18 protein-coding genes and 1 pseudogene are annotated in these 21,858 nt (G+C 71.2%); 9 read left to right on the top strand and 10 right to left on the bottom strand.

Features of this window, described 5'->3' with window-relative positions; all coding sequences use genetic code 11:
• Window positions 1–52: 52 nt before the first annotated feature.
• The 3 genes from ABD140_RS29905 to ABD140_RS29895 are packed head-to-tail and all read right to left on the bottom strand — an operon-like array spanning window position 53 to window position 2,937.
• Window positions 53–1,555, bottom strand: coding sequence for a hypothetical protein (locus ABD140_RS29905; RefSeq protein ID WP_344244378.1), 1,503 nt, complete (start codon window positions 1,553–1,555; stop codon window positions 53–55).
• 34 nt (window positions 1,556–1,589) lie between these two features.
• Entirely contained in the window at window positions 1,590–2,258 is a 669-nt protein-coding gene (locus ABD140_RS29900) for a cytochrome b/b6 domain-containing protein (RefSeq protein ID WP_344244377.1), read from the bottom strand.
• Window positions 2,242–2,937 (bottom strand): molybdopterin-dependent oxidoreductase, encoded by a 696-nt coding sequence (locus tag ABD140_RS29895; RefSeq protein WP_344244376.1) that lies wholly within the window; start codon window positions 2,935–2,937, stop codon window positions 2,242–2,244. The genes ABD140_RS29900 and ABD140_RS29895 overlap by 17 nt, the downstream gene beginning before the upstream one ends.
• Before the next feature lie 74 nt (window positions 2,938–3,011).
• Between ABD140_RS29895 and ABD140_RS29890 the strand changes: the two genes are divergently transcribed.
• Complete coding sequence (locus tag ABD140_RS29890; protein WP_344244375.1) at window positions 3,012–3,584, top strand: HhH-GPD-type base excision DNA repair protein; 573 nt, start codon at window positions 3,012–3,014, stop codon at window positions 3,582–3,584.
• Between the two features lie 305 nt (window positions 3,585–3,889).
• A pseudogene (locus ABD140_RS29885) lies at window positions 3,890–4,639 on the top strand (PAS domain-containing protein); the annotation flags it as partial.
• Here the strand turns inward: ABD140_RS29885 and ABD140_RS29880 are convergent.
• Window positions 4,594–4,893 (bottom strand): hypothetical protein, encoded by a 300-nt coding sequence (locus tag ABD140_RS29880; protein ID WP_344244374.1) that lies wholly within the window; start codon window positions 4,891–4,893, stop codon window positions 4,594–4,596. The pseudogene ABD140_RS29885 and the gene ABD140_RS29880 sit on opposite strands and share 46 nt — an antisense overlap.
• Before the next feature lie 71 nt (window positions 4,894–4,964).
• Between ABD140_RS29880 and ABD140_RS29875 the strand changes: the two genes are divergently transcribed.
• From ABD140_RS29875 to ABD140_RS29865, 3 genes are all read left to right on the top strand, one after another.
• Entirely contained in the window at window positions 4,965–5,975 is a 1,011-nt protein-coding gene (locus ABD140_RS29875; protein ID WP_344244373.1) for a PP2C family protein-serine/threonine phosphatase, read from the top strand.
• 146 nt (window positions 5,976–6,121) lie between these two features.
• A complete protein-coding gene (locus ABD140_RS29870; RefSeq protein ID WP_344244372.1) occupies window positions 6,122–7,744 on the top strand; it encodes an RNA polymerase sigma factor in 1,623 nt (540 codons plus the stop codon).
• Window positions 7,745–7,885: 141 nt separating this feature from the next.
• Window positions 7,886–8,884 (top strand): hypothetical protein, encoded by a 999-nt coding sequence (locus ABD140_RS29865; RefSeq protein WP_344244371.1) that lies wholly within the window; start codon window positions 7,886–7,888, stop codon window positions 8,882–8,884.
• 10 nt (window positions 8,885–8,894) lie between these two features.
• Here ABD140_RS29865 and ABD140_RS29860 read toward each other — a convergent pair whose 3' ends face one another.
• The gene (locus ABD140_RS29860) at window positions 8,895–9,635 is read right to left on the bottom strand and encodes a YaaA family protein (protein ID WP_344244370.1); all 741 of its coding nucleotides are present in this window, start codon (window positions 9,633–9,635) and stop codon (window positions 8,895–8,897) included.
• Between the two features lie 118 nt (window positions 9,636–9,753).
• On the bottom strand, window positions 9,754–9,981 hold the full coding sequence (locus ABD140_RS29855) for a DUF7455 domain-containing protein (protein ID WP_106401927.1): 228 nt from the start codon (window positions 9,979–9,981) through the stop codon (window positions 9,754–9,756).
• A 415-nt stretch (window positions 9,982–10,396) separates the two neighbouring features.
• Between ABD140_RS29855 and ABD140_RS29850 the strand changes: the two genes are divergently transcribed.
• Window positions 10,397–12,481, top strand: a complete 2,085-nt coding sequence (locus ABD140_RS29850; RefSeq protein ID WP_344244369.1) for a DNA gyrase/topoisomerase IV subunit B — start codon at window positions 10,397–10,399, stop codon at window positions 12,479–12,481.
• Window positions 12,482–12,689: 208 nt separating this feature from the next.
• Complete coding sequence (locus tag ABD140_RS29845) at window positions 12,690–13,052, top strand: nuclear transport factor 2 family protein (RefSeq protein WP_344244368.1); 363 nt, start codon at window positions 12,690–12,692, stop codon at window positions 13,050–13,052.
• Between the two features lie 155 nt (window positions 13,053–13,207).
• Here ABD140_RS29845 and ABD140_RS29840 read toward each other — a convergent pair whose 3' ends face one another.
• From ABD140_RS29840 to ABD140_RS29825, 4 genes are all read right to left on the bottom strand, one after another.
• On the bottom strand, window positions 13,208–14,869 hold the full coding sequence (locus ABD140_RS29840) for a serine/threonine-protein kinase (RefSeq protein WP_344244367.1): 1,662 nt from the start codon (window positions 14,867–14,869) through the stop codon (window positions 13,208–13,210).
• Window positions 14,870–14,964: 95 nt separating this feature from the next.
• A complete protein-coding gene (locus tag ABD140_RS29835; protein WP_344244366.1) occupies window positions 14,965–15,771 on the bottom strand; it encodes an SDR family oxidoreductase in 807 nt (268 codons plus the stop codon).
• Between the two features lie 183 nt (window positions 15,772–15,954).
• Window positions 15,955–16,290 carry a hypothetical protein gene (locus ABD140_RS29830; protein WP_344244365.1) on the bottom strand — a complete coding sequence of 112 codons (336 nt, stop codon included), beginning with the start codon at window positions 16,288–16,290 and terminating at the stop codon, window positions 15,955–15,957.
• A gap of 1,152 nt (window positions 16,291–17,442) precedes the next feature.
• The gene (locus ABD140_RS29825; RefSeq protein WP_344244364.1) at window positions 17,443–19,911 is read right to left on the bottom strand and encodes a DNA gyrase/topoisomerase IV subunit A; all 2,469 of its coding nucleotides are present in this window, start codon (window positions 19,909–19,911) and stop codon (window positions 17,443–17,445) included.
• 52 nt (window positions 19,912–19,963) lie between these two features.
• Here ABD140_RS29825 and ABD140_RS29820 point away from each other — a divergent pair, with 52 nt between their 5' ends.
• Window positions 19,964–21,112 (top strand): alpha-hydroxy-acid oxidizing protein, encoded by a 1,149-nt coding sequence (locus tag ABD140_RS29820; RefSeq protein WP_344244363.1) that lies wholly within the window; start codon window positions 19,964–19,966, stop codon window positions 21,110–21,112.
• 120 nt (window positions 21,113–21,232) lie between these two features.
• Complete coding sequence (locus ABD140_RS29815) at window positions 21,233–21,799, top strand: ATP-binding cassette domain-containing protein (protein WP_344244362.1); 567 nt, start codon at window positions 21,233–21,235, stop codon at window positions 21,797–21,799.
• The last annotated feature ends 59 nt before the right edge of the window (window positions 21,800–21,858 follow it).

Here is a 21,858-nt window from a genome sequence, read left to right as displayed (position 1 = left end):
TGATCTCGATCCGGCCGTCCCGGCGCAAACGGGGGCGGACGGAGGACACAGTCTAAAGCCCGTCGGCGCGCAGGTCTCGGAGAGCCGTGGACAGGGCGCGGGGATCCTCGTCGTGCGCGACGACGAGGAGCATCAGCCGGTGCACCAGCAGATGGCGCTCGGCACCCTGGTCGAGCAGGTGCTGCGCGGTCTCCCACAGGCCGGGGGGATCCCCGCGCCACAACCGGACCGCCAGCCGCTCGTAGCCGTCCAGCTCCGCCTCGGTGGCGCCCGGGTGCTCGAAGGACAGCAGCTCCCGCCGGTCGGCGGGGTCGGACGGGTCGAGCGAGGCCAGCGAGCCGGTGAGGAAGGGCAGCGCGAACGCCCGGCGCGGCAGGGCCTCCAGGTCGCCGTCCGGCAGGAGCTTCTCCACCAGGGAGCGGTCCAGGCCGAAGGTGACCGGGTCGCGGTAGGCCTCCCCGAACCTGTGGGTGGCGTCCCACACGGCGTCCAGGGTGGCGCGGATCCCCGTCTCGGGCAGGCCGGTGCGGCGTCCGGCCCAGCGCACCCAGGCGGCCAGCACGTGCGGCATGGCCTCCTGCTCGGGCGGGGTGAGGAAGATCTTGCGGGGCAGCCAGTCGAGCAGGAACATCTCGCACTTGACGGGGCTGATCCGCAGCGGCCTGCCGAAGTCGCGGGTGCAGCCGTAGTCGATGACGCGGTCCACGCACTTGCCCGCGGCCGACAGGTCCGACAGCTCCTCGGCCTCGCGGGAGGCCAGGAAGCGGGCGGCGAGAGTGGCCCGCCGGTCGGCGCTGTAGGCCGGTGACGGCGGCCTGCGCCCGCCGGGCGGCAGCGCGCGGACGCGGGAGCGCAGGAACGCGTGGTAGGAGGCGAAGGTGTCGCTCACCGGGGCGTCGGCCAGCGAGACGGTCAGCGCCAGCGCCGGCTCCAGCATCGCCCTGGCCTGCGCGGCGTCCAGTTCGGCGAACTCCGTCAGCTCGCCCGCGGCCTCGCCCCGGCAGTGCTCGAGCAGCCGGTCGACCTTGGAGGTGACCCAGGCGTCCCGCACGAGGCCGCTCTCGCAGCGTACGTCCCAGCGTCCGCCGAGGTTGTTGTCGACCACCGCCACCAGGGCGTGGCGCTCGCTGCCGGCGTAGGTGTAGGTGCAGATGACGGAGTCCTGGTCGCCGTAGACGTCGCGGGAGACGTAGCACTCCTCGGGCTGCACCTGCCCGACCCTGTCGGCCCACGACGGGCGCGCGACGCCCTCGTCGATGAGCCGGAGCGCGTCGCGCTCGGCCATGGCCGCCTGCCGCGGCGTGCCCAGGCCGGCCACGCCCGCCAGGAGCGCCAGCGAGGCGGGCGTCCCCCGCTGCGCGGCGTATTCGAGCAGGGACTCGCCGACGAGCTCCTCGACGTCGCGGCTGCCGGACCGGTGCCCGTACCAGGAGCCGAGGATCTCGCTGACGATCAGCTCGGCGTCCAGGGGGCTGCGGACGGCCAGCAGTTCCCTTGCGTGCAGAAGCATGTCGTCGAAGATCCCGGAGATCTCCTCGGCGGGGCGCGGACTCACGTTCAGCCACCTTACCCGCACGGACCAGGGATCCTTAGGGACGAACCCGCCCGGAAACCCGTTCGTTCCCGGCGGAACCCCCGCCGTCGGCGCGGCGGGTGACCTCGGCGAACCATCCAGCGTGGTGGGCCGCCGCCCACCACGGGGGCACCGAGCCGGTGACGGCGCCCCTCAGCGCCTCCCGGTCGCGCAGGGCGTACCACAGGTGTCCGCAGGTCATCGCGGCGACGGCCAGGAACAGCCAGTCGTGGACGAAGGTCGCCCCGGTGCGCAGGGGCAACGGCCACGGCCCCGGGAAGGCCAGCATCGCCCCGGTCGCCGCCATCACCAGGATCGACCCGCCGACGAAGGCCGCGTTGATCTTCTGCCCGGCGTTGAACTTGCCGACCGGCAGCACGCCGGTCCCGTCCCGGACGGCGCGGCGGTCGCGGCGGCGCAGCCACTGCCGGTCGACGGGGGTGAAGCGGTCGAGGCGCCGCAGGTCCGCCCGGAAGCCGCGCGAGAACAGGCCCAGGAGGACGGGGAGGGGCAGCGCGAAGCCCGCCCACACGTGGATCGTCTTCCAGAGGTGCCGGCGTCCGACGAGCGTGGAGACCGCGGGGAGGTAGAGGCACACCGCGGTGAGCAGGCAGGCGATCATCAGCAGGGCGGTGGCGTGGTGGACGGCGCGCTCCGGCGCCCCGAACCTAGGCAGTCGGCGCATCGTCCCGCCCGTTCGACCGGCCCACCCAGGCGTCCACGTCGTAGCCGCGCAGCTCCCAGTAGCCCGGCTCCACCTCGTCGGCGACCTCGATGCCGCCCAGCCACTTCAGCGACTTGTAGGCGTACATGGGCGCCGCGTAGAGCCGTACGGGCCCGCCGTGGTCGTGCGTGACCGGCTTCCCGTACATGGACGTCGCGACCAGCATGTCCCGGCGGCGCGCCTGCTCCATGGACAGCGACTCGGTGTAGAGGCCGTCGAAGGAGGTGAACCTCAGCGCCCCGGCGGCCGGGTCGGCGCCGCAGGCGTCCAGCAGGTCCGGCAGCGCCACCCCGCTCCACGGCACGTCCGGCACCCGCCAGCCGGTCACGCACTGGAAGTCCAGGGTCAGCGAGGTCTGCGGCAGCGCCGCCAGGTCGGCCATGGTGAAGGTCCGGGGCCGCGAGACGCGGCCGGAGACCTTCAGCCGGTAGTCGCCTGCGGTACGCCGCCGGACCGAGGAGACCACCGAGTAGTAGCGGAATCCGCCGCCGCCCGGCACGATGTCGCCGATCGGGGCGAGCGCCCGGTTCACGTCCTGCTGCAGGCGGGCGCCGGCCGCGACCCCGAAGGCGCCGAGCGCCAGCATGCCGAGCACGATCCGGCGCCCGACCGGGGCACCCCCGCCCTCTTGTTCGTCCATGTCCGCATTCCACCAGCCGGACACCCCTTCGACCATGCGGTGCGCGAGGCCGTAAGGGATCCATAATGGTCCGCATGCCGGAACTGAGACTCGCCCAGGACGCCGAGGCCGACGCGCTGCTGGCCCGCAGCCCGCTCGCCGCCCTCGTGGGCATGCTGCTGGACCAGCAGGTGCCGATGGAGCGGGCGTTCGCGGGGCCGCTCACCATCGCCCGGCGGCTGGGTCGGCCGGACCTGGACGCCCACGAGATCGCCGCGTACGACCCGGAGGCGTTCGCGGCGCTCCTGTCGGAGAAGCCCGCCGTCCACCGCTACCCGGGGTCGATGGCCAAGCGGGTCCAGCAGCTGTGCCGGTACCTCGTGGAGCACCACGAGGGCGACGCCGAGCTGGTCTGGAAGGACGTCCCGGACGGCCGGACGCTGCTGCGGAGGCTCAACACGCTGCCCGGATTCGGCAAACAGAAGGCACAGATCTTCCTGGCGCTGCTGGGCAAGCAGCTGGGCGTGGCGCCCCAGGGGTGGCGGGAGGCCGCGGGGCCCTACGGGGAAGAGGGTTCGCACCGCTCGGTCGCCGACATCACCGGCCCCGACTCGCTGGTCAAGGTGCGCGAGTACAAGAGGTCGGCCAAGGCCGCCGCCGCGGGCTGAGGCGGCGCCGCGACGGCGGAGGGCCGAGGGATACCGGCGAGTCAGGGGCCACGGCGGCGGCCGAGCCCTTAGGATCTCGGGGCGGCTCGCACCGTGGACGCCCGGAGAAGGGGACGCATAGGGTGTTCCTTACGGGCCGAGCCGAAGGGGGCAGACGGTTGTGCAACCGTGGTGACCCCTGGATGATGAGACCTGACTCCGACCGCTGTTGTGATGGAGGCGGGAGCACTAGCCTGCTCCCATTCACCCATAGTGATGACCATGAGCCTCGCAGTAAGGCCTGAGGGGCGCCGGAGGTGGCGGCGATGAGCACTGATACTTCCGTGCCCGGCCCACGTGTCTCGGGCCTGGCGGCCTCCGACTCGGCGCTGTTCGCGACCCTGATCAAGGAAGCCCCGATGGGCTTCGCCTTCTTCGACTCCGGACTGCGCTGCCGCCGGATCAACGACACCCTGGCGGGCCTGCTCGGCAGACCCGTCACCGAGCTGGTCGAGTGCGTCCCCGGGGAGATGCTGCCGGAGGAGACCGCGGCGGAGGTGGCCGGCTACCTGAACGAGGTCGTCTCCACCGACCGCTCGGTGGTCGACAAGGACCTCAGGTTCGCCGTGCCCGACAGCGCCGAGGGCGCCGGGACCCGCTGCTGGGCGACGAGCTGGTTCCCCTCGCACGGACCCGACGGCAAGATCCTGGGCGTCGCCCTGATCGCCGTCGACGTCACCGAGCGGCGCCTGGACGAGGAGCAGATCCGCCGCAAGGAGGAGCGCTACCGCTCCCTGGTGGAGGCCAGCTCCCAGGTGGTGTGGGTGGCGACCCCGGCCGGCGAGGCCGTGGACGACGCGCCGGAGTGGCGCGCGATCACCGGCCAGAGCCTGGAGGAGTACCGCGAGGGCGGCTGGCTGGCGGTGGTGCACGAGGAGGACCGCCAGCGCGTCGAGGCCGCCTGGCGGGAGTGCCTGGAGGACGAGCGCACCTTCCAGAGCGGCTACCGCGTGCGCACCAGGACCGGCGCCTACCGCCAGTACGAGGTGCGGGCGGTGCCGATCAAGCGCGGCGAGCGGGTGGTGGAGTGGGTCGGCGCCAACACCGACGTCACCGGCCAGCGCGAGGCCGACGAGATGCGCGGGCGCCTGACCGAGCAGCTGTCGGCGGCGGCGCTGCGCACCGCGCGGCTGCAGCAGGCCACCTCGATGCTGGCCGAGGCGCTGACCGTCAGCCAGGTCGTCTCGGTGATCACCGAGGTGGGCCGCTCGGCGATCGGCGCCGACCGCTCGGCCGTCGCGCTGCTGGACCACAACCGCCTCAAGCTCACCGTGATCACCCCGGGCACCGAGTCAGGAGGGCGAGAACTCCACGGTCGTCCCGGTCAGCGCGGCGACCGCGATGTCGGTGGCGGTGCGCGAGAGCCGTCCGTTCCTGGCCGGCACGCCCGAGAGCCTGCGCCGCCAGCTCGGCGGCGAGGACGACCTGGAGCGCTACCTGGAGCGCACCGACGAGCGCGCCTGGGTGGGCCTGCCGCTGCTCATGGCGGGTTCGGCGATCGGCGCGCTGCGCTTCGCCTTCACCCGCCCCCGGGAGATCACCGAGGAGGAGCGGGTCTTCCTGGAGGCCCTCGCCGGCCAGTGCGCCCTGGCCGTCGGCCGCGCCACGCTGTACGAGCAGGAGCACAACACCGCCGAGCAGCTCCAGCGCAGCCTGCTGCCCGACAGCCTGCCCCAGCTCGACGGGATGCAGCTGGCGGCCCGCTACCACCCCGCCACCCGGCACGTGCAGGTCGGCGGCGACTGGTACGACGCCTTCAAGCTCGCCGACGACCGGCTCGCCGTGGCCGTCGGCGACGTCATGGGCAAGGGGGTGCTGGCCGCCTCGGTGATGGGGCGGGTCCGCAACGCCCTGCGCGCCCTGGCCCTCAACGACCCCCGTCCGGCCGCGGTGCTGGCCGGGCTCGACCGCGTCTTCAGCGCCACCGAGGACGAGGAGCAGTTCACCACCCTGGCCTACGCGGTGATCAACCCCGACACGGGCGCCGCCGTGGTGTCCAACGCCGGCCATCCGCCCGCCCTGGTGGTGCGCCCCGACGGGCCGCCCGTGCTCGGTCTGGCCGAGCCCGGGACCCCGCTGGGATGGCCCAGTCAGCGGCAACAGTCAAGTTTTTCCGTGGAACCCGGCAACACTGTGGTCTTCTATTCCGATGGACTGGTGGAGAACCGCCGTCGCGGGGTGGACGCGGGCCTCGACGAATTGGTCGCGGTAGCCGGGAATGCCCCGTCCGAAGTGGTACGGGATCCGGAGATTCTGGTTGATTATCTGGTCGACCAGATGCTCGCGGGGTACGACCAGGACGACGACGTCACGGTCCTCGCGCTCCATGTTCCACCCAGAAACTCGGCGTAGTCCGTACGAAGGACCACTGGACTCCCCCTAAGGTGGTGTGTTATCGGGCTCCGGGTACGATGCTCCTTCCCTTACGGGCCTGAGGTTCGCACTCCCTGCCCCGGGAGTCGGGCCGTAGAAGCCACACGTTCGTTCGAGAGGTATTTGTGTCGCCTGCCAGTTCTACCTCGAAGCCGTCCGAGCTGCATGACCTTGTTATCGAGCAGCTCCTCGAACGTGCCAGGACGCAGGGCTACATCGAGGCCGATGATGTACGCCGGACCTTCGAGGAGGCCGACATTCCGGTGTCGAAGGCCCCCGCCATCCTGCGGAGCCTCAGCAAGGAGGGTGTGACCGTCATGGTGACAGCTGCCGATTCCGCGGCGCCCAAGCGCCCGCGGAAGACCGCCGCCACCCCGCGCCGATCCAAGACCAAGACCGCGGCCGCCGCGAAGGAGAAGCCGGAGACGGTGACCGCGGTGGTGGACGAGGGCGCCGAGGAGGCGCCCGCCAAGCCCGCCGCCCGCGCCGCCCGCAAGCCCAAGGCCGCCGCCGCGGCCAAGCCCGCCGCCAAGAAGGCGGCGCCCACCGCCCGCAAGGCCGCCTCCGCCAAGGCCGCGTCCCCCGCCAAGAAGGCGGTGGACGACGAGGCCGAGGAGCTCGAGGAGATCACCGACCTCGAGCTGGAGGACCTGGAGGTCGAGGACGACGTCGTCGAGGTGACCGAGGAGGACACCGACGAGGACGAGGAGCCCCAGGCCGAGGTGCCCAAGCCCCGCGCCGCCGGGGAGAAGCCGGCCTCCGAGGAGGAGGGCTTCGTCCTCACCGACACCGACGACGACGAGGACGCCCCCGTCCAGCAGATCGTCGCGGCCGGCGCCACCGCCGACCCGGTCAAGGACTACCTCAAGCAGATCGGCAAGGTCCCGCTGCTCAACGCCGAGCAGGAGGTCGAGCTCGCCAAGCGCATCGAGGCCGGCCTGTTCGCCGAGGAGCGGCTGGCCAACGAGGCCGGCAGGCTCTCGGAGGAGGACCTGGAAGACCTCGAGTGGATCGCCGAGGACGGCCGCCGCGCCAAGAACCACCTGCTGGAGGCCAACCTCCGGCTCGTGGTCTCGCTGGCCAAGCGCTACACCGGCCGCGGCATGCTGTTCCTGGACCTGATCCAGGAGGGCAACCTCGGTCTGATCCGCGCGGTCGAGAAGTTCGACTACACCAAGGGCTACAAGTTCTCCACCTACGCCACCTGGTGGATCCGGCAGGCGATCACCCGGGCCATGGCCGACCAGGCGCGGACCATCCGCATCCCGGTCCACATGGTCGAGGTCATCAACAAGCTCGCCCGCGTGCAGCGCCAGATGCTCCAGGACCTGGGCCGCGAGCCCACCCCGGAGGAGCTGGCCAAGGAACTGGACATGACCCCGGAGAAGGTGGTCGAGGTCCAGAAGTACGGCCGCGAGCCGATCTCCCTGCACACCCCGCTGGGCGAGGACGGCGACAGCGAGTTCGGCGACCTCATCGAGGACTCCGAGGCGATCGTCCCGGCGGACGCGGTCAGCTTCACCCTGCTGCAGGAGCAGCTGCACTCGGTGCTCGACACGCTTTCCGAGCGCGAGGCGGGCGTGGTGTCGATGCGGTTCGGCCTGACCGACGGCCAGCCCAAGACGCTGGACGAGATCGGCAAGGTCTACGGGGTCACCCGGGAGCGGATCCGGCAGATCGAGTCCAAGACCATGTCGAAGCTGCGCCACCCGTCGCGCTCCCAGGTGCTGCGCGACTACCTCGACTAGTCACGATTCGGGTACAACGGACCGTCTTTTCTAGACGGTCCGTTGTGCTTTGACCGCTTTGGCGGGTGGTGCGTCGCCGCTTAACACGGTATTTACCTAGAGGTAGCCACCACCGCGTCGTCCTTGCCTACTCTCCAGCACATGGGAGTGATGGAGGTTGACCGGGTGCTGACGACGGGGGGCCACCACAGACCCCGCGCGGCACGCGTGATCAGCGGACGCCCCTGGCAGGACCCGGTGCTGGACCGTGCCTGCGACGCCGTCCGCGAACGCTACCTGAGAGTCGCGGTCTCCGCCCTTCGGGAGACCCGAACCGACGCCGAGCTGCGCTCACTGCGCGTCGAGTACCTGGCCAAGGCCGCCGTCGGCCTGAGCAGGGGCATCGAGGCGCTGCTCGTCGAGGACCCGTACAACCCCGACCTGCACCTCTGGCTGGGCCGCACCCTGATCGAGGAGGCGTGGCGCATCCGCCCCACCGCACGGTCGAGGTCCCAGCAGGCCGGCGGCTACCAGGCCTTCGCCAAGGCGCTGCAGGGCGCCCGCGATCCGCTGAAGGCGGCGGCGGAGCTGTTCCCCGACGACCCGGTGCCCTGGGAGTCCATGCAGTGGCTGGCCCTCGGCCTGGAGACCGACGCCTCGGACAAGGAGGCGCTCTGGAGGCGGGCGATCGAGCGCTGGCCCACCCTGTACGGCGCGCACGTGGCGCGGGTCATCAGCCTCTCGCCCCAGTGGGGCGGGGTCGCCGAGGAGATGTTCGACTTCGCCCGGGTGGCGATGAGCATGTCGGCACGGGAGGACCCCAGGGCCGCGCTGATCCCGCTCGCCTACTTCGAGTACTTCGTCCAGGAGCGCTCCGGGCTGATCAAGGGCTCGTCCTCCTGGTTCAGCGAGGCGGAGATCAGGGACGTCGAGGCGGCGGCCCGCGGCTGGCACGCGGGCCACGACCCCCATCCGCGGACCCTGGAGGCGCACAACCTCTTCGGCGCGGCCTTCCACCTGGGCGACGCCCGCCGCCCCGCGCGCAACCACCTGCTGCGCACCCTGGGCCGGCCGGCCGCGCTGCCCTGGTCCTACCTGGGCGGCAGCGCGGACGAGCAGTACGTCAAGGTGTGCCGGCACCTCAACATCATCGGCGGCTGAACGCCGCCGTTCACCCGTCGCAGACGATCACTTCGATCGTTCCAACGCGGGGGGACTCCACCGTGTGGCCGAGATCGCCCAGGGCTTTGACCAGTTCCTCCTGGTCCGCGGCCTCGATCCCGTGCGCCAGAAGGTCATGGGCGATCACCCCTCGGGTGGCCTTGGCCATATGGCTCACGACCGAGCGCCTGACGGCGCCGTCGACGATCCGCTCCCGCAGCACCCGCACGCCCACGGCGGGCCTCTTCCAGGCGGCCGCGTACGGTGCGGAGCGCATGTCGACCACCAGGCCGTCCGGGCGGAGCGCCTCGGTCAGGGCGGGACGCCACACGCCCGCCAGTGCTCCCAGGGGCGGCAGCCTCACGCCCATCGCCAGCCGGTAGGGCGGTACGTGGTCGTCCGCGCCCAGCACTCCCCACAGCCCTGAGAAGATCGCCACCCTGGCACGCGCCGCCTCGTCCAGGTCGTTCAGGCGCAGATGGTCGTACAGGACGCCCGTGTAGAGCGCACGGGCGGGCAGGGTGGGGGCCCGGCGCAGCTCCCTGTTGCGGGCCAGGGCGTCCTTCTGCCCTTCGGAGAGCCCCAGAACCTCCAGAGCCGCCCTCTCGGGGCCCTCGCACAGGTCGGTGAGCGCGGAGAGCACGCGCTCCCGTACCGGCGTCAGAGCGGGACGGGAGAGGGATTCCAGGGCCAGCCGAGGGCCGTCGCCCAGGGCGGCCTTGCCCTCGGAGGGCGGAAGCAGGATGAGCACGCGGTGATTATGCCCGTCCGCGGCCGCCGAGGCGTCCCGGAGCCCTGGATAAGCGGCGACGGAGGACCGCCCGTGTGGAGCGGTCCTCCGTCGTCACCAGTGTGTGTGAGGCCGGCGTCTAGGAGTGGTCCTCGCCGCGGAGCCGGTTCTCGATCAGCTTGTCGGTCTCGTCGTGGATTTCCGCCCCCGAAGCACGGAGGGTCTCCCCGTACTTGCGGCCGTGGTGAGCGCAGAACAACAGATCGGCGCCACCTGCGAGAGTCGCGCGGACATAGGCCTGGGCCCCACAACGATCGCAGCGGTCCTGCGCGGTGAGCGGCTTGGTCGGGGCAAGGGTTCCAGTCACGGCACCTTCCTCTGTACTCGGGGGTCGGTACTTAGGAGAACATCTAACCCGACCTGGGCGTTCCCAAAACCTCTTCCGCTACGCCGACAGCAGAACGCCCCAGAACGTGACCCGGGTCACACCTGTGGATGATCTCTCCGTGCCCGGCGCTTTGCGCTGTGCTGAAGTGGCCGCGACCCCGGTCCCGCGGGCGTATCCGAGGATAGGGCCACGGCTCCCCGAAGGCATCGTCCTTCGCGTCCCCGGAAGACGCGTCTCGGAGCCGGAGGATGGTCATAGGGTGCAGTCGAGGACGAAATCTTCGGAGCGCGCGGGTCCGCAGCGCGGCCCGTTCCGACGCTCCTGTGTCCGTCCGACGGGGTACAGTCTTGCGACGAACACTGCAAAGCATGTTCGAATGTGTTGAGGAGCACCGTTGACCACCGCCGCTGTCGAGGAAAACGTGGACACGACCGGGTACTCCGCCCGGCACCTGTCGGTGCTGGAGGGACTCGAGGCCGTGCGCAAGCGGCCCGGCATGTACATCGGGTCCACCGACAGCAGAGGCCTGATCCACTGCCTGTGGGAGATCGTCGACAACTGCGTCGACGAGGCGCTCGCCGGTTTCTGCTCCAAGATCTCGGTGGTGCTGCACGCCGACGGCTCCTGCTCGGTGGGCGACAACGGGCGCGGCATCCCGGTGGACCTGGAGCCCAAGACCAAGCTGCCCGGCGTCGAGCTGGTCATGACGCGGCTGCACGCGGGCGGCAAGTTCGGCGGCGTCTCCTACACCGCCTCCGGCGGCCTGCACGGCGTGGGCGCCTCGGTGGTCAACGCCCTGTCGGCCCGCCTCGACGTCGAGGTCGACCGCGGCGGGCTCACCCACCACATCTCCTTCCGGCGCGGCCTGCCCGGCGTCTTCTCCGCCGAGGGCCCCAAGGCCTCGTTCCGCAAGAAGTCGGGCGTCCACGAGGGCGAGAAGATCCCGCGCACCCGCACCGGCACCCGGGTGCGGTTCTGGCCGGACTTCCAGATCTTCCTCAAGGACGCCGCGATCTCCACCGATCTGGTGCTGGACCGCATGCGCCAGACGGCGTTCCTGGTGCCCGGCCTGGAGATCACCGTCACCGACGAGCGCGGCGAGCAGCCGCTGCACGAGAAGTTCCGGTTCGACGGCGGCATCAGCGAGTTCACCACCTTCCTGGCGTCCGACCCGCCGATCTGCGACGTGCTGCGCATCCAGGGCCGCGGCCACTTCACCGAGACCGTGCCGGTCCTGGACGACCTGGGCCACCTGGTCCCCACCGACGTCGAGCGCGACCTGGAGGTGGACGTCGCCCTGCGCTGGGGCACGGGCTACGACACCACGGTCCGCAGCTTCGTCAACGTCATCGCCACCCCCAAGCACGGCACCCACGTGCAGGGCTTCGACAAGGCGCTGGTGCGGGTGGTCAACGAGCAGCTGCGGGCGGTCAAGCTGCTGCGCAACAGCGACGACAACGTCTTCAAGGACGACATCCTCGAGGGCCTGACCGCGGTGGTCACCGTGCGGCTGCCCGAACCGCAGTTCGAGGGCCAGACCAAGGAGATCCTGGGCACCTCCGACGCCACCCGCATCGTCAACCAGGTGGTCGGCAGGCAGCTCAAGGAGATCTTCGACAACCCGGGCAAGGCGCAGAAGCAGCAGCTGCGCACCGTCCTGGAGAAGATCGTCGCGGCGGCCAAGGCGCGGATCGCCGCCCGCACCCAGCGCGACACCCAGCGGCGCAAGACGGCGCTGGAGTCCTCGGCGCTGCCGGCCAAGCTGGTGGACTGCCGCACCACCGACGACCGCAGCGAGCTGTTCATCGTCGAGGGGGACTCGGCCCTGGGCACCGCCAAGCTGGCGCGCAACTCCGAGTTCCAGGCGCTGCTGCCGATCCGGGGCAAGATCCTCAACGTGCAGAAGTCGTCGGTCGCCGACATGCTGAAGAACGCCGAGTGCGCGGCGATCATCCAGGTCGTCGGGGCGGGCTCGGGCCGCACCTTCGACGTGGACTCCGCCCGCTACGGCAAGATCATCCTGATGGCCGACGCCGACGTCGACGGCGCGCACATCCGCACGCTGCTGCTGACCCTGCTCTTCCGCTACATGCGGCCGATGGTCGAGGCGGGCCGGGTCTACGCCGCGGTCCCGCCCCTGCACCGCATCCAGCTGATCAACCCCAAGCGGGGCCAGGAGAAGTACATCTACTGCTACTCCGACGCCGAGATGCGCCGCAAGCTGGTGGAGCTGGAGCGCAAGGGCGTGCGCTGGAAGGAGCCCCCGCAGCGCTACAAGGGCCTGGGCGAGATGGACGCCGACCAGCTGGCCGAGACGACCATGGACCCGCGCCACCGCACCCTGCGCCGCATCCGCATCGAGGACGCCGCCGAGGCCGAGCGCATGTTCGACCTCCTCATGGGCAGCGAGGTGCCCCCGCGCCGTCAGTTCATCATCGCCGGCGCCTCGGAGATCGACGAGAGCCGCATCGACACCTGACCGGTGATCCGTCCCGGCCCCGGCCCCACCGGCCTGGGACGGGGCCGGTCGCCGGGCGCGGAACACGGACGGCGTGCAGGGGCGCGCCGTCCTTTCCTCTCTCGGTCATGTCTCTTTTCGGGCAGGTTTCCCACCGGCCGGGAATCCCCTCCGGACGGACGTCCGGTGCTTGGTAGCCTGCATGCCCACCCCCCCGAGGAGGATCTCCATGCCCACCCAGGCGCAGATGAAGGCAGCCCTGCAGTCCTACGTCGACGGTTTCGCCAACGGCGACCCCGAGGCCGTCATAGCGCTCTTCGCCGAGGACGCCGTCGTGGAGGACCCCGTCGGCACCCCCGAGAAGCGCGGCGCGGAGGTCGCCGAGTTCTACCGCAACGCCGTCGGCAGCGGCGCCAAGATCTCCCTCGACACCCCCATCCGCGGCTCCCACGGCTCCTCCGCCGCCATGGCCTTCACCGTCGAGATGCCCGGCATGCAGATCTCCGTCATCGACGTCTTCACCTTCAACGAAGCCGGCAAGGTGACCAGCATGCGCGCCTACTGGGGCTCCGAGGACTTCACCCAGTCCTGATCCTCCGGCACTCCGGTCCGACCCCACGGCACCCTGGACCGCGCCGATTCCCCCACCGCTCCTCCCACGCGATCCCGCGTCGCGGACGTTCGCCGCGCTTCACCGCGCTTCACCGGGTGAGGCGTCGGTGGCCGCAGGTGAGGAGCGGGGGCGGGTCAGACGCGGGAGAGGGAGAACTCGCTGAAGACGGCGACGGTGTCGGGGGAGTCGGGCGGGTCGTGGCCGACGAGGACGCCCACGGCGCCCGAGGCGGCGGGGACCACGGAGTCGGTGACGTCGGCGACCTTGCGGCCGTCCACCCACATGATGAGGCGGGTGGCGCCGGGGGAGACCCAGCACAGGCCCTGGACGGTGTGGTAGGTCTCGCCGAGGCCGGGGGAGGAGCCGGTGGCCAGGGGGACGCGGCTGCCGCCGCCCGCCTTGTAGAGGGTGACGGCGCCGTCCCGGCGGACCGTGAACGCGTAGCCGCCGTCGAAGCCCTGGCCCAGGCAGTAGACGCCGACCTGGCCGGACTCCTGCGTGCTGGCGAAACGGGCGCGGGCGGTCACCAGCAGGCGTTCGGGCAGGACGCCGACCGTGGGCCCGGAGAAGTAGATCAGGTAGCCCGAGGCGGTGGAGACGGTGTAGGTGCCGTCCTTGGACCTGCTCTGCGCCCCCTGGGTCCAGCCGTACTCCTCCTGCGGGAAGGCGGTGGCGGGGAGGACGGGTTCCAGGGGCCGCGGCGGGACGTCGAAGTCCTCCACGACCGCGGCCTCCCGGACGGCCGGCGGTTCCTCGCCGGACAGAAGGCCGTAGGTCAGCCCCGCCGTCACCGCGGCCGGCACGACGGCCGCCACGGCGGTGACGATGAGCGGCCTGCGCGTCCGGAGGGACGGCAGCGCACGGAGCCGTTCACCGGCGGGGCGCCGCTGGACGCCGCTGGGCTCCGTCGGCACGGCGGGACGGTCGCCGGCGCCCCGCCGGCTGACCAGTTCGTCGAGCAGCGCCTGGGCGGTGGGCCTGCGATCGGGCTCCTTGTCGAGGGCGCGGGCCACCAGATCGTGCAGCGGACCCTCCAGCTCCTCCAGGGAAGGCGCCAGGTGGACGACCCGGTAGGCGATCTCGGCGAGGGTGCCGGTGCCGAACGGCGGATTCCCCGAAGCCGCGTAGGCGATCAGCGCCCCCCAGGCGAAGACGTCGCCGGGCGGCCCCACGGGCTGGTGCCGGAACGCCTCGGGGGGCATGAACGACGGGGTGCCGACGGAGCCCTCGGCCGCGGTCAGCCGGGTGGAGGAGTCGGTGTTGCGGGCGATGCCGAAGTCGATGACCCGGGGGCCGATGGGGGAGAGCAGCACGTTCGCGGGCTTGAGGTCGCGGTGGACGATGCCCTCGGCGTGGATGGCGGTCAGCGCGGTGGCGACACCGACGGCCAGCGCGTCCAGGTCCGCTCCGCGCAGCGCGCCGCGTTCGGCGACGACCTGCCGGACGGTCGGCCCCGGCACGTACTCGGTGACCACGAACAGCGGCGACCGGTCGAGCCGGGCGTCCAGGACGGGCGCGGTGCAGAACGGGCGGACCCGGCGGGCCGCCTCGACCTCGCGCCGGAACCGGGCGTTGAACGTGGCGTCCTCGGTCAGCTCCGGCATGATCACCTTGACCGCCACGGGCCGCGGCAGCGCGGCGGCCGGATCGCAGGCCAGGTAGACCACGCCCATGCCGCCCGTGCCGAGCCGGCCCAGCAGTCGGTAGCGTCCCAGGAAGCGGGGATCGTCGGCCCGCAGCCTCTCGGGCGGTTCCGGAAGCGATGACGAGATCACGCCGCGGCCCTTCTCGAGCACCCGTTGACCCCTTGAGCGTAACCAGGCGGACGGCGACGGATTCGGCGGAAAGACAGGTCTCACTCTTCCGTCACCCCGTCCGCTTCCGGCCATCATCAGCGGGAACGCCGGAAGCCGCCTTCGGAGTCGATCACCTGCCCGGCGACCCAGCGGCCCTCGTCGGAGACGAGCCAGGCGATGAGGCGGGCGGGGTCGTCCGGCTCGCCGTACCGGCCCTGCGGGAACGCGGCGAGGACCTCGTCCAGGACCCGCAGGTCGCGGTCGGCGGTCTCGGGGCGGAGGTATCCGGTGTTCACGGGCCCGGGATTGACCGCGTTGAGCAGGATGCCGCGGTCGATGAGCTCGTCGGAGACGGTGGCGAGCACACCCGCCAGCGCCGCCTTGGACGTCGCGTAGGCGACCTCGCCCCGCATCGGCCCGAGCTGCTGCCCCGAGGTCATCCAGATGGCCCTGCCGCCGGGCCGTCCGTCGTGCTGCCGGGCGAAGGCGCTGGTGAGCAGCAGCGTGGCCCGCGTGTTGACCCGCCAGTGCCCGTCGAGCCGTTCGGCGTCGAGTTCCAGCAGAGGGCCGTCGCCCCCGCTGCGCGCTTGGTTGCACACCAGGACGTCCACATGTCCGAACCGTGCGACGGCGGCGTCGACGACCGCCTGGCTCGTTCCGGCCTCCCCGAGATCGGCGCTCATCTCCGCGATGGACGCCTCCGGCGCCTCTTTCCGGAGTTCGGCGAGGAGCTCCGGAACATCGTCGGCGCCCCAGGGCTGCGGGACGTCGTGCGGCCGGAAATGGGTGAGGAAAAGGTCGGCGCCCATCAGGGCGAGCCTGCGCGCGACGGCATATCCGATGCCCTGTCGCCTGCTGACCCCGGTGATGAGCGCGACCCGGCCGCGCAGTGTCTGCTCCATGGGCCCTTGATAGCCGCAGGACGCACCGGGGTTCAACCCGATTTCCCGCACAGGCCGAGGAGCCTGCCCCGGGCCCCTCAAAGGCGGCGCGGCGCGCCGGCGGCAGGCTCCATCCTCTTTCGGCCACCGCTCCGAGATCCCCGAAGGAACACCTTTCCCGGAGCTCATCGCACGGGTGCCGTGCTAAAGCAGCATGAAGCTCCTGCCGGTCGCGCGCAGAACGGCAGCACCCGGGTAGAGGTCGACGAACTGAAGGAGGCTGGCGGAGCACTCGTCGTCCTTGAATATCCGGAGGGTCCTGCCGGTGTTGTTCTTGATGGGCGAGCCTTTGTAGAAGTAGCACCGGCCGGCGCTCGGGCGAACGTACTTCTTCTTGCCCACGTAGATGACCCCGTCCACCCTCCTCGCGATGGAATGGGCGGTGCTGTTCGCCGCCTCGGCGTGGACGACTCCGGGGACGAGGGTGGCGAGAATTCCGGCGGTGGCGAGGGCGCCGAGCGCTTGGGTGGCGAGCCGCATTGAGTGTCCTCCCGTTGCGTATTCGGATGCCGTGATCGACATCCGGCTATAACGTACCGTAGTTAAGCAAGTGTGCTTAGTCACTCCCGGTTGCCTCTGGGTGGGGCAAAGTTGGAGTTAAGAAGCATGAAGAACGGGAAAAAAGAGCGAATGAAAAGTAGAGAAACTCTTACTTTCCCGTCAAGTCGGGCTTTTTGCTACTGCGGTAGCGGTGCTGATACTGCTGTGGCATTGCGCGGTGAGTGCATTTTTCGGTGGTAGTTGAAATATCTGGTGATGTCTGGTTTGGAAAATATTTCCGATGGTGAAGCAGCGGAGTTTTCCAGTGGTTGCTTATCCGGCGGGCAGCGTCCGAAAACCTTTCAGGGCATCGGGAATGGCCGGGCCATGATGGCTACCGGTTTGGCGTCCGCCGGGCGGGATGACGGGTCGGTAGTGCGGTGCCGGAATTGCGCGATGAGAGCGCGGACCACATCCGCCATGCCCGCCATCTCCTCGGGCGTCAGGTGAACGACCTGGCTGAACGCCTCAGCACGCCGCCATTCCTCGCAAGCCCCGTCACGGCGGTCGCACCACCGGACAGGCGCCAGGATTCGGCGTGGCCGCCGGAAACGGGGCCTCCTCGGTGGGCCCGCTTCGGCGAGCCGGGCACAGGCGGAACGAGTAGAGGCCGGTACTGACGCCCGACTCGCGGGCGGCGTCGGTCTACAGGTGTTCGTCTTCCATGACGACGATGCCTCGGGACACCTGGTGAATCCCGTCCCCCGCTTCTCTAACGAGGGAGAGCAGGACGGACCTCAGGGCCGCCTGTCCATGCCGGGCCTGTACTTCGACACCGATGAGCGCCGCCCTGATGGGGGAAGGCCGGGCCCGGCCGCCAGGAGCGTCGCGGGCCTGAGCCCCGCTCACCGCGGGTGCGCCGCCGGTGAGGACATGGGTCCTGATCGCTGCGCGGACGTGTCGGCGCGGTCAGGACCGGGCCTGGACGACGTGGGTGCGCCGGTGCCGGGAGAAGGGCACCTGGAGGAACTGTTCCGTTCCTCCAGGGCATCGATGCGCTCCCGGTGCTTTCCGGGACGTGGACGTGCTCTCGATGCCTTTGGGGAACGCGCTCCCGGTGCCCTTCGGGGAAGAAGGGCACCGGGAACGCGGTCAGGACTCGTCGACGCGGGGGCCGATGGAGCCGCCGAGGGCGCCGATGGGGGAGGGCAGGGGGACGCCGGAGCCGTCGCGGCGGCCCAGCTCGGCCGGGAGGTCGACGGGTTCGCCCGCGATGTCGGTGGCGCTGGCGGGCGCCGGGCCGGCCCAGGCGGTGATGAGGACGTCCTCGCCCTTGAGGAAGCGGTGCGAGCGCACGCCGCCGGTGGCGCGGCCCTTCGGCGGGAAGTCGGCGTACTCGCTGACCTTGACGTTGCCCGCCTGGGTGCCGGGCAGGGCGGTGGCGGAGCCGGAGACGGTGATCACCACCGAGGGGCGGGACGGGTCGACCGCGCCGAACCAGATGACCTTGGCGCCGGCGGCGAGCTTGATGCCGGCCATGCCGCCCGCGGGGCGGCCCTGCGGCCGCACGTTGGAGGCGGTGTACCGCAGCAGCTGGGTGTCGTCGGTGATGAAGACGAGGTCCTGCTCCTCGGAGTCCAGCTGGACCGCGCCCACGACCCTGTCGCCGTCCTTGAGGGTGATGACCTCGTACTCCTCGCGGTTGGCCGGGTAGTCGTTGGCGACGCGCTTGACCACGCCCTGCTCGGTGCCCAGGGCCAGGCCCGGGCCGTCCTCGGCCAGGCGCGCCAGGCCCACGGCCTGCTCGTCCTCGGCGAGGGTGACGTACTCCTCCAGGGGCGCGCCGCCCGCCAGGGAGGGCGGGGCGTCGGAGGGCTGCAGCAGCGGCAGGTCGACCACCTCGACCTTCAGGAGCCGGCCCGCCGAGGTGACGACGCCGAACTCCGAGCGCACCGAGGTGGAGATCACCGACTGGAGCACGTCGTGCGGGGCGCGGGGGCCGTCGTCCGCCAGCGGGGAGGCGTCGACGGTGCGGGCCAGCAGGCCGGTGGAGGACATCAGCACCAGGCACGGGTCGTCCTCGACCTCCAGCGGGACCACCGGCCGGGGCGCGCCGTCGGCCTCCAGCAGCACGGTGCGCCGCGGCGTGGCGAACTTCTTGCTGACCTCGGCCAGCTCCTTGGAGACCAGGGAGCGCAGCTTCTTCTCCGACTCCAGGATCTCGGTGAGGGCGGCGATCTCCTTGCGGAGGGTCTCCTGCTCCTTCTCCAGCTCCAGCCGGTCGTAGCGGGTGAGCCGGCGCAGCGGGGTGTCCAGGATGTACTGGGCCTGGATCTCCGACAGCTCGAAGACCTGCATCAGCCGGGACTTGGCCTGCGCGGAGTCGTCGGAGCTGCGGATGACCTGGATGATCTCGTCGATGTTGAGCAGGGCCGTCATGAGGCCCTCGACCAGGTGCAGGCGCTCCTCGCGGCGGCGGCGCCGGTACAGCGAGCGGCGGCGCACCACGTCGATGCGGTGGTCGACGTAGACCTGCAGCAGCTCGCGCAGGCCGAGCGTCTTGGGCTGGCCGTCGACGAGGGCGACGTTGTTGATGCCGAAGGTCTCCTCCATCGGCGTGAGCCGGTAGAGCTCCTCCAGCACCGCCTCGGGATGGAAGCCGTTCTTGATCTCGATGACCAGGCGCAGCCCGACGGTGCGGTCGGTGAGGTCCTTCAGGTCGGCGATGCCCTGGAGCTTCTTCGCCTGGACCATGTCCTTGATCTTGGCGACGACGCGTTCGGGGCCGACGTTGTAGGGCAGCTCGGTGATGACCAGGCCCTTGCGGCGCGGCGTGACGTTCTCGATGTGCACGGTGGCGCGGGTCTTGAACGTGCCGCGGCCGTTCGCGTAGGCGTCGCGGACGCCGTTCAGGCCGACGATCTTGCCGCCGGTGGGCAGGTCGGGGCCGGGGACGAACTTCATCAGGTCGTCCAGCGTGGCGTCCGGGTGGGTCACCAGGTGCCGGGCGGCCGCGACGACCTCGCCGAGGTTGTGCGGCGCCATGTTGGTGGCCATGCCGACGGCGATGCCCGTCGCGCCGTTGACCAGCAGGTTGGGGAAGGCGGCTGGCAGGACCTCCGGCTCCAGCTCCTGGCCGTCGTAGTTGGGCCGGAAGTCGACGGTCTCCTCGTCCAGCCCGGTGACCATGAGCAGGGCCTCGGGCGACATGCGGGCCTCGGTGTAGCGCATGGCCGCGGGCGCGTCGTCGCCGCCGAGGGAGCCGAAGTTGCCGTGGCCGTCGATCATGCGCATGCGCATCGCCCACGGCTGGGCCATGCGGACCATGGTGTCGTAGATGGCCGTGTCGCCGTGCGGATGCAGCTTGCCCATGACCTCGCCGACCACGCGCGCGCACTTGACGTGCCCGCGGTCGGGCCGCAGCCCCATCGCGCTCATCGAGTACAGGATGCGGCGCTGTACCGGCTTGAGGCCGTCACGAGCGTCCGGAAGAGCGCGCGAGTAGATCACCGAGTACGCGTACTCGAGGAAGCTGCCCCGCATCTCCTCGGCCACATCGATGTCGATGATGTTCTCTTCGAAGTCTTCCGGGGGTGGAGTCTGACCAGTCCGACGTGCCATGCTCGCCATTCTCGCGGGTCCCGACGACAGTTTCGTACCAGGAGGGGGTGCCATGGGCCTCTCGGACTTCCAGCACGAGATCTACCTGGGGGGATTGGGGGATGTACTTCCGGAATTCCCCACCGATCTCTCCACACTGGAGGCGGTCGCCGAGGAGCGGCTGGACCCCCGGGCGTTCGGCTACGTCGCCGGAGCCGCGGGGAGCGGCGCCACGGCACGCGCCAACCGCGCCGCCTTCGACCGGTGGCGGCTGGTGCCCCGGATGCTGCGCGACGTCTCGGGGATCGACCTGTCGGTGAACGTCCTGGGGACGCCGATGCCCGCCCCGGTCCTGCTCGCCCCCGTCGGCGTCCTGTCGATCCTGCACCCCGAAGGGGAGGTCGCGGTCGCGCGGGCGGCGGCCGCCCTGGGCGTCCCCATGATCCTCAGCACGGCGGCGTCACGCACGATGGAGGAGGTCGCGGAGGTCGCCGGGCCGCGCTGGTACCAGCTGTACTGGCCCAAGGACAGGGACCTCGCGGAGAGCTTCCTGCGGCGTGCCGAGGCCTCCGGGTACGAGACGCTCGTCGTCACCCTCGACACCTTCAAGCTGGCGTGGCGCCCGCGCGACCTCGACACCGCCTACCTCCCGTTCCTGCACGGCATCGGCGTGCAGAACTACTTCAGCGACCCCGTCTTCCGCGCCGCCGTGGGCGGGGAGATCACCGAGGAGAACCGGCTCCAGGCGATCCTGCACTGGGTCGCCAACTTCGGCGACCCCACGCTGACCTGGGACGACCTGGCGTGGCTGCGCGGACGCTGGGACGGGCCGATCGTCCTCAAGGGCATCCAGCACCTCGACGACGCCCGCCGTGCCGCGTACGCCGGAATGGACGGGATCGTCGTCTCCAACCACGGCGGACGGCAGGTGGACGGCGCCGTCGCGGCGCTCGACCAGCTTCCCAAGATCGTCGACACGGTCGGGGACCGGATGAGCGTGCTGTTCGACAGCGGCGTGCGCACCGGGGCCGACGCCGCCAAGGCCCTGGCGCTGGGCGCCGAGGCCGTGCTGGTCGGCCGCCAGTACGCCTACGGCCTGGGGCTCGGCGGCGAGGCGGGCGTCCGGCACGTCCTGCGCTGCCTGCTGGCCGAACTGGAGCTGACGCTGGCGCTCTGCGGCGCGGGGCGCGTCGGGGAACTGGGCCGCGACCTGCTGGCATGACATTTGTCACCGCCTTGAGGTGAAAGTCTCAGCACCGCTTTCTGACGCTCGGCACTGACCGTCCCGGTCCCTCCCGCGGCACCCTTGGTGAAGGTTCGCAGCGATGCCGAGGAGGACGGGATGATCGAGGTCACGGGAGCGGTCGCGTTCACCGTTCGGCCCGGCGAGGTGGTCGCGGTGTGCGGAAGAGGGGCGACCTCCCTGCTGGAGGCCGTCAGCGGGGAAAGGCTTCCCGCGGACGGCCGGATCACGGTCGGCGGGCTCGACCCGTACCGGCGGCGGGCGGGGGTGAGCGTCGGGGCGCTGTGGGCCGACGGCGGGCTGTACGGCGACCTCACCCTCGAGGAGATCATCGGGGCGTGGCGGCGCTGGGCGTCCCGGCCGCTGGACCAGGACACCGTCACGGCCCTGGCGGCGCTGGAGGGGCGCGAGTGCGTCCCCTACGCCCGGCTGACCTCCGGCGAGCGGCGCAGGTTCGACCTGGCGCTCGTGCTGATCTCCCAGCCGGACGCGCTGGTGATCGACGAGCCCGCCACCGGACTCGACCCGGAGGAGGCCCGGCAGGTGTGGCGGCTCGTCAAGTCGCTCGGCATCCCCGTCCTCGTCGCCGCCCGCTGCCCCGCCGAGGCCCTCAAGGCCGACCGGATCGTGCTGCTGGACTCCCCGCTCGACCTCCTCGCGGCCTGAGCCCGTGACCGGTCCGGCCCCCGTCCCCCCGGAGCCACCGCACCGCCCCCTCCCGCGAA

The organism is Actinocorallia libanotica (genome assembly GCF_039525175.1).
Classification (GTDB): Bacteria; Actinomycetota; Actinomycetes; order Streptosporangiales; family Streptosporangiaceae; genus Actinocorallia; species Actinocorallia libanotica.
Note: the sequence above shows the minus strand (reverse complement) of the source record. Positions and strands in the feature narration are given on the sequence as shown.

What these genes read in the sequence shown, in the direction of transcription:
- ABD140_RS29900 (WP_344244377.1), bottom strand. Translation starts at nt 2,258, where the DNA reads ATGCGCCGACTGCCTAGGTTCGGGGCGCCGGAGCGCGCCGTCCACCAC.
- ABD140_RS29895 (WP_344244376.1), bottom strand. Translation starts at nt 2,937, where the DNA reads ATGGACGAACAAGAGGGCGGGGGTGCCCCGGTCGGGCGCCGGATCGTG.
- ABD140_RS29890 (WP_344244375.1), top strand. Translation starts at nt 3,012, where the DNA reads ATGCCGGAACTGAGACTCGCCCAGGACGCCGAGGCCGACGCGCTGCTG.
- ABD140_RS29875 (WP_344244373.1), top strand. Translation starts at nt 4,965, where the DNA reads ATGTCGGTGGCGGTGCGCGAGAGCCGTCCGTTCCTGGCCGGCACGCCC.
- ABD140_RS29865 (WP_344244371.1), top strand. Translation starts at nt 7,886, where the DNA reads ATGGGAGTGATGGAGGTTGACCGGGTGCTGACGACGGGGGGCCACCAC.
- ABD140_RS29845 (WP_344244368.1), top strand. Translation starts at nt 12,690, where the DNA reads ATGCCCACCCAGGCGCAGATGAAGGCAGCCCTGCAGTCCTACGTCGAC.
- ABD140_RS29835 (WP_344244366.1), bottom strand. Translation starts at nt 15,771, where the DNA reads ATGGAGCAGACACTGCGCGGCCGGGTCGCGCTCATCACCGGGGTCAGC.
- ABD140_RS29830 (WP_344244365.1), bottom strand. Translation starts at nt 16,290, where the DNA reads ATGCGGCTCGCCACCCAAGCGCTCGGCGCCCTCGCCACCGCCGGAATT.
- ABD140_RS29825 (WP_344244364.1), bottom strand. Translation starts at nt 19,911, where the DNA reads ATGGCACGTCGGACTGGTCAGACTCCACCCCCGGAAGACTTCGAAGAG.
- ABD140_RS29820 (WP_344244363.1), top strand. Translation starts at nt 19,964, where the DNA reads ATGGGCCTCTCGGACTTCCAGCACGAGATCTACCTGGGGGGATTGGGG.
- ABD140_RS29815 (WP_344244362.1), top strand. Translation starts at nt 21,233, where the DNA reads ATGATCGAGGTCACGGGAGCGGTCGCGTTCACCGTTCGGCCCGGCGAG.